The sequence below is a fragment of the Acidaminococcus sp. BV3L6 genome (genome assembly GCF_000468835.1).
GTDB classification, from domain to species: Bacteria; Bacillota; Negativicutes; order Acidaminococcales; family Acidaminococcaceae; genus Acidaminococcus; species Acidaminococcus intestini.
Genome location: NZ_AWUR01000012.1, coordinates 1 through 3814 on the forward strand (window position 1 = coordinate 1; position 3814 = coordinate 3814).

At 48.1% G+C, this 3814-nt stretch carries 7 protein-coding genes; all 7 read left to right on the plus strand.

Annotated elements, in window-relative coordinates; genetic code table 11:
- Window positions 1-136 precede the first annotated feature (136 nt).
- The 7 genes from rpmG (at window position 137) to rplL (ending at window position 3429) form a co-directional block, all read left to right on the plus strand.
- Window positions 137-301, plus strand: coding sequence for a 50S ribosomal protein L33 (gene rpmG, locus HMPREF1246_RS03210; RefSeq protein WP_009016449.1), 165 nt, complete (start codon window positions 137-139; stop codon window positions 299-301).
- A 12-nt stretch (window positions 302-313) separates the two neighbouring features.
- Window positions 314-538, plus strand: coding sequence for a preprotein translocase subunit SecE (gene secE / locus HMPREF1246_RS03215; RefSeq protein ID WP_009016450.1), 225 nt, complete (start codon window positions 314-316; stop codon window positions 536-538).
- Between the two features lie 2 nt (window positions 539-540).
- Window positions 541-1098 (plus strand): transcription termination/antitermination protein NusG, encoded by a 558-nt coding sequence (gene nusG, locus HMPREF1246_RS03220; RefSeq protein WP_009016451.1) that lies wholly within the window; start codon window positions 541-543, stop codon window positions 1096-1098.
- A 19-nt stretch (window positions 1099-1117) separates the two neighbouring features.
- A complete protein-coding gene (gene rplK / locus HMPREF1246_RS03225; protein ID WP_009016452.1) occupies window positions 1118-1543 on the plus strand; it encodes a 50S ribosomal protein L11 in 426 nt (141 codons plus the stop codon).
- Between the two features lie 59 nt (window positions 1544-1602).
- Window positions 1603-2304 carry a 50S ribosomal protein L1 gene (gene rplA, locus HMPREF1246_RS03230; protein WP_021736676.1) on the plus strand — a complete coding sequence of 234 codons (702 nt, stop codon included), beginning with the start codon at window positions 1603-1605 and terminating at the stop codon, window positions 2302-2304.
- 162 nt (window positions 2305-2466) lie between these two features.
- Window positions 2467-3000 (plus strand): 50S ribosomal protein L10, encoded by a 534-nt coding sequence (gene rplJ / locus HMPREF1246_RS03235; protein ID WP_021736675.1) that lies wholly within the window; start codon window positions 2467-2469, stop codon window positions 2998-3000.
- A 60-nt stretch (window positions 3001-3060) separates the two neighbouring features.
- Window positions 3061-3429, plus strand: a complete 369-nt coding sequence (rplL, locus tag HMPREF1246_RS03240; RefSeq protein WP_009016455.1) for a 50S ribosomal protein L7/L12 — start codon at window positions 3061-3063, stop codon at window positions 3427-3429.
- Window positions 3430-3814 lie beyond the last annotated feature (385 nt).

Here is a 3814-nt window from a genome sequence, read left to right on the forward strand (position 1 = left end):
GAGCCGCAGAGGCCTAGGATGTGGGACCGACACAGGACAGGTCGGTCCCACATTTTTATGTTGACATCTGCATCCTTGTATGATAGTCTATATAGGCAACTTTGAGGGATTTTGAATGTAAGTGAGGTGTTAAAACATGGCTGCGAACAACAATCGTATTGGTATTACCCTGGCCTGCACCGAGTGCAAACAGCGCAACTACCAGACCACGAAGAATAAGAAGAACGATACGGACCGTATCGAAATCAAGAAGTACTGCAAATTCTGCAAAAAGCACACTTTGCATAAAGAAACGAAATAAGGTGGAGCAATTATGGCATCGACTCAACTCACTCCCGATGTAAAAAGCTCCGGCGGAGCGTTGGGGTTCTTCCGGGATGTGAAGAACGAAATGAAAAAGGTAGCTTGGCCCAATCGGCGGGAACTGGGTGGATATACGGCAACGGTCATTGTTGCTGCCATCACGTCGTCCCTCTTAATTTGGGCAATTGATGCTGTCTTCTCCGTACTGTTCCGTTTAGTGATGGGAGTGCAATAAGCATGGAAGGTCAAAGACACTGGTATGTCATTCATACCTATTCCGGGTATGAAAACAAAGTGAAACTGAATTTGGAGAGTAAGGTCCATTCCCTAGGGATGGAAGACATGATTTTCCAGGTTCTCGTCCCCATGCAGGACGAACTAGAAACCAAAGACGACCAGCAGAAGGTTGTGAGCCGCAAGGTATTCCCCGGCTACGTCCTGATTGAAATGATTGTTGACGACCGCACGTGGTACGCTGTCCGCAATACGCCGGGTGTTACCGGTTTTGTCGGCACGGGCACCAAACCCATTCCTTTATCCCCACGCGAAGTAGCGCGTATTCTCGGGAAACAGTCCACTGGGAAGAAGGAAGCTTCCGTGGAAGCTCCGATTCGCATGAAATGCCCCGTTGAATTAGATCAGACCGTTCGTATTAAAGCCCCCGGCTTTAATGATATGGTAGGAACGGTGGCGGAGATCAGCGACGAACAGCAGAAGGTCAAAGTCATGATCGAAATGTTCGGCCGCGTCACTCCGGTTGAAGTCAACTTCTCTCAAGTAGAAGCAATAGAGTAAGATAGGAGGTGGAATTGATATGCCAAAGAAAGTCATTAAGATGGTAAAATTGCAGGTTCCTGCTGGTAAGGCAACTCCGGCACCTCCTGTAGGCCCGGCACTTGGTCAGGCTGGTATCAACATCATGGCCTTCGTCAAGGACTTTAATGCCCGCACCGAAAAACAGGCTGGTCTCATCATCCCTGTTGAAATTACGGTATTCGAAGACCGTTCCTTTACCTTCATCACGAAGACTCCTCCCGCTGCTGTCCTTCTGAAAAAGGCCGCTGGTATCGATAAAGCTTCCGGCGAACCAAACAAGAACAAAGTAGCGACGATCAAACGTGACAAAGTCAAGGAAATCGCTGAAACCAAAATGAAGGACCTGAACGCTGCAGACGTTGAAGCTGCTATGCGCATGGTCGAAGGCACTGCCCGCAGCATGGGTATTGTCGTAGAAGACTGATTTGAGTCTCAATCAGTGGGAGGCGAAAGCCGCTCGCACCACTAGGAGGAAAAAGTACAATGACTAAAGCTGGTAAGAAGTATACCAATGCTGCAAAGCTGATCGAAGCTGGCAAGGCATATACTCCGAAAGAAGCTGTTGAACTGGTTAAAAAGACTTCCGTCACCAAATTCGACAGCACTGTTGAATGCTCCGTTCGCCTCGGTGTCGATCCGAAGTATGCTGACCAACAGGTCCGCGGTGCTCTGGTTCTGCCCCATGGTACTGGTAAATCCAAGACTGTTCTTGTTTTTGCCCGCGGTGCAAAAGCTCAGGAAGCTCAGGATGCAGGTGCTGACTTTGTTGGTGCTGAAGAGCTCGCTGACAAGATCAAAGGCGGCTGGTTCGACTTTGACGTCTGCGTAGCAACGCCTGACATGATGGGTGTGGTTGGCCGCCTTGGTAAACTCCTCGGTCCTAAAGGCCTCATGCCGAACCCAAAAGTCGGAACGGTTACCATGGATGTAACCCGTGCCGTAAATGAAATCAAAGCTGGTAAGATTGAGTACCGTACCGATAAAGCCGGTAACGTACAGACCTCTATCGGCAAGGTTTCCTTTGATGCTGATAAACTGCTGGATAACTATATTACCCTGATCTCCACGCTGATCAAAGTAAAACCCTCCGGCGCAAAAGGCCAGTATATCAAGAGTGTTACCCTGTCCACCACCATGGGCCCTGGCGTACACATCGATGTGCTGAAAGCCGACAGCAACAAGTAATCAATTCGAAAATGACCATCGGACCGCAGACAGTAGGTGCGTAAGCCTAACGTTACAAAACGCCTGCCTAGGTCGGAGTGTTTGGATAAATACGACCTCCGGCGGCCTGCCGAGAGGTCTTTTCATTGATTCATATATCTAAACGCAAGGAGGTGTTTCTTGATGCATAGCATTCGTCCTGAAAAGGCTGCGAAAGTAGCCGAACTCAAGGATCTGATGACTGGCTCCAAAGGTGTCATTCTCGTTGACTACTGCGGTCTGACCGTAGCAGAAGACACGGATCTGAGAAGAAAGATGCGTGAAGCTGGTGTAACGTACATGGTTGCGAAAAACACCTTCGTCCGTATCGCTGCTAAAGAAGCAGGAATCGAAGGGCTTGACAGTTTCCTCGAACACAACACGGCATTGGCATTTTCTGCTGAAGATCCTGTTGCTCCTGCTAAGATCCTTTCCGAATTCGCAAAGGACCACAAAGCCCTTGAAATCAAAGCTGGTATCCTTGATGGTGCCGTCATCGGTCTTGACGAAGTCAAAGCCCTGGCAGATCTGCCGAGCCGCGAAGTCCTGCTTGCCAAACTCATCGGCAGCATGCAGGCCCCGATTTCTGGACTCGTCAACGTCCTTCACGGTACGCTGCGTAACTTTGTTTACGTTGTCGACGCCGTTCGTCAAAAGAAAGAACAGGAATCTGCCTAATGGTTGGTTCGATTCTGCGACCTAAACATATTCTATTTAAAAATTTTGGAGGAATTTAAAATGACTAAAGAAGAAATCATGCAAGCCATTGAGAGCATGACTGTGCTCGAACTCGCTGACCTCGTTAAGGCTATGGAAGAAAAATTCGGCGTTAGCGCTGCTGCTCCTGTAGCTGTTGCTGCTGCTCCTGCTGCCGGCGGTGCTGCTGCTGCTGAAAAGACCGAATTCGATGTTGTCCTGACTGACTGCGGTGCCAGCAAGATCAACGTAATCAAGGTTGTTCGTGAACTGACCGGCCTGGGCCTGAAAGAAGCCAAAGCCGCTGTTGATTCCGCTCCTAACACCCTGAAGGAAGGCGTTTCCAAGGCTGATGCTGAAGCTATGAAAGCTAAGCTGGAAGAAGCTGGCGCTAAGGTTGAACTGAAATAATCTTGGCTGATTGAAAAAGACTGCAGAGGAGTTTCCTCTGCAGTCTTTTTTTGTTCTACAATAAGGGATGGGGTGAGGAATTGTTCTTTCCTCACCCCATCCTTGCATAAAAAGGTTCTATAATAAATGTTGGGGTGAGGAAATATTCTTTCCTCACCCCATTTTTGCATAAAAAAGTGGACATAGACGGCATCCACTCTTACAATTAAATCGCCAAACCTAAATGAAAGGAAGATGGCCTATGTCCACATTTGATTATATAGCAAATTCCTTGAATGTCAAAGGTAACGTAATAAAAAAATGCATCCACAGTGAGCAACAAATTGAATTTATTATGGAACTGAATCGAGCTGTTGTCCAATGCCCTAATTGTCATGCGAAGACT

Excerpts from the sequence above, each read along its gene's own strand:
- rplL (WP_009016455.1), top strand. The coding sequence starts at position 3,061 with ATGACTAAAGAAGAAATCATGCAAGCCATTGAGAGCATGACTGTGCTC.
- nusG (WP_009016451.1), top strand. The coding sequence starts at position 541 with ATGGAAGGTCAAAGACACTGGTATGTCATTCATACCTATTCCGGGTAT.
- rplA (WP_021736676.1), top strand. The coding sequence starts at position 1,603 with ATGACTAAAGCTGGTAAGAAGTATACCAATGCTGCAAAGCTGATCGAA.
- rpmG (WP_009016449.1), top strand. The coding sequence starts at position 137 with ATGGCTGCGAACAACAATCGTATTGGTATTACCCTGGCCTGCACCGAG.
- secE (WP_009016450.1), top strand. The coding sequence starts at position 314 with ATGGCATCGACTCAACTCACTCCCGATGTAAAAAGCTCCGGCGGAGCG.
- rplK (WP_009016452.1), top strand. The coding sequence starts at position 1,118 with ATGCCAAAGAAAGTCATTAAGATGGTAAAATTGCAGGTTCCTGCTGGT.
- rplJ (WP_021736675.1), top strand. The coding sequence starts at position 2,467 with ATGCATAGCATTCGTCCTGAAAAGGCTGCGAAAGTAGCCGAACTCAAG.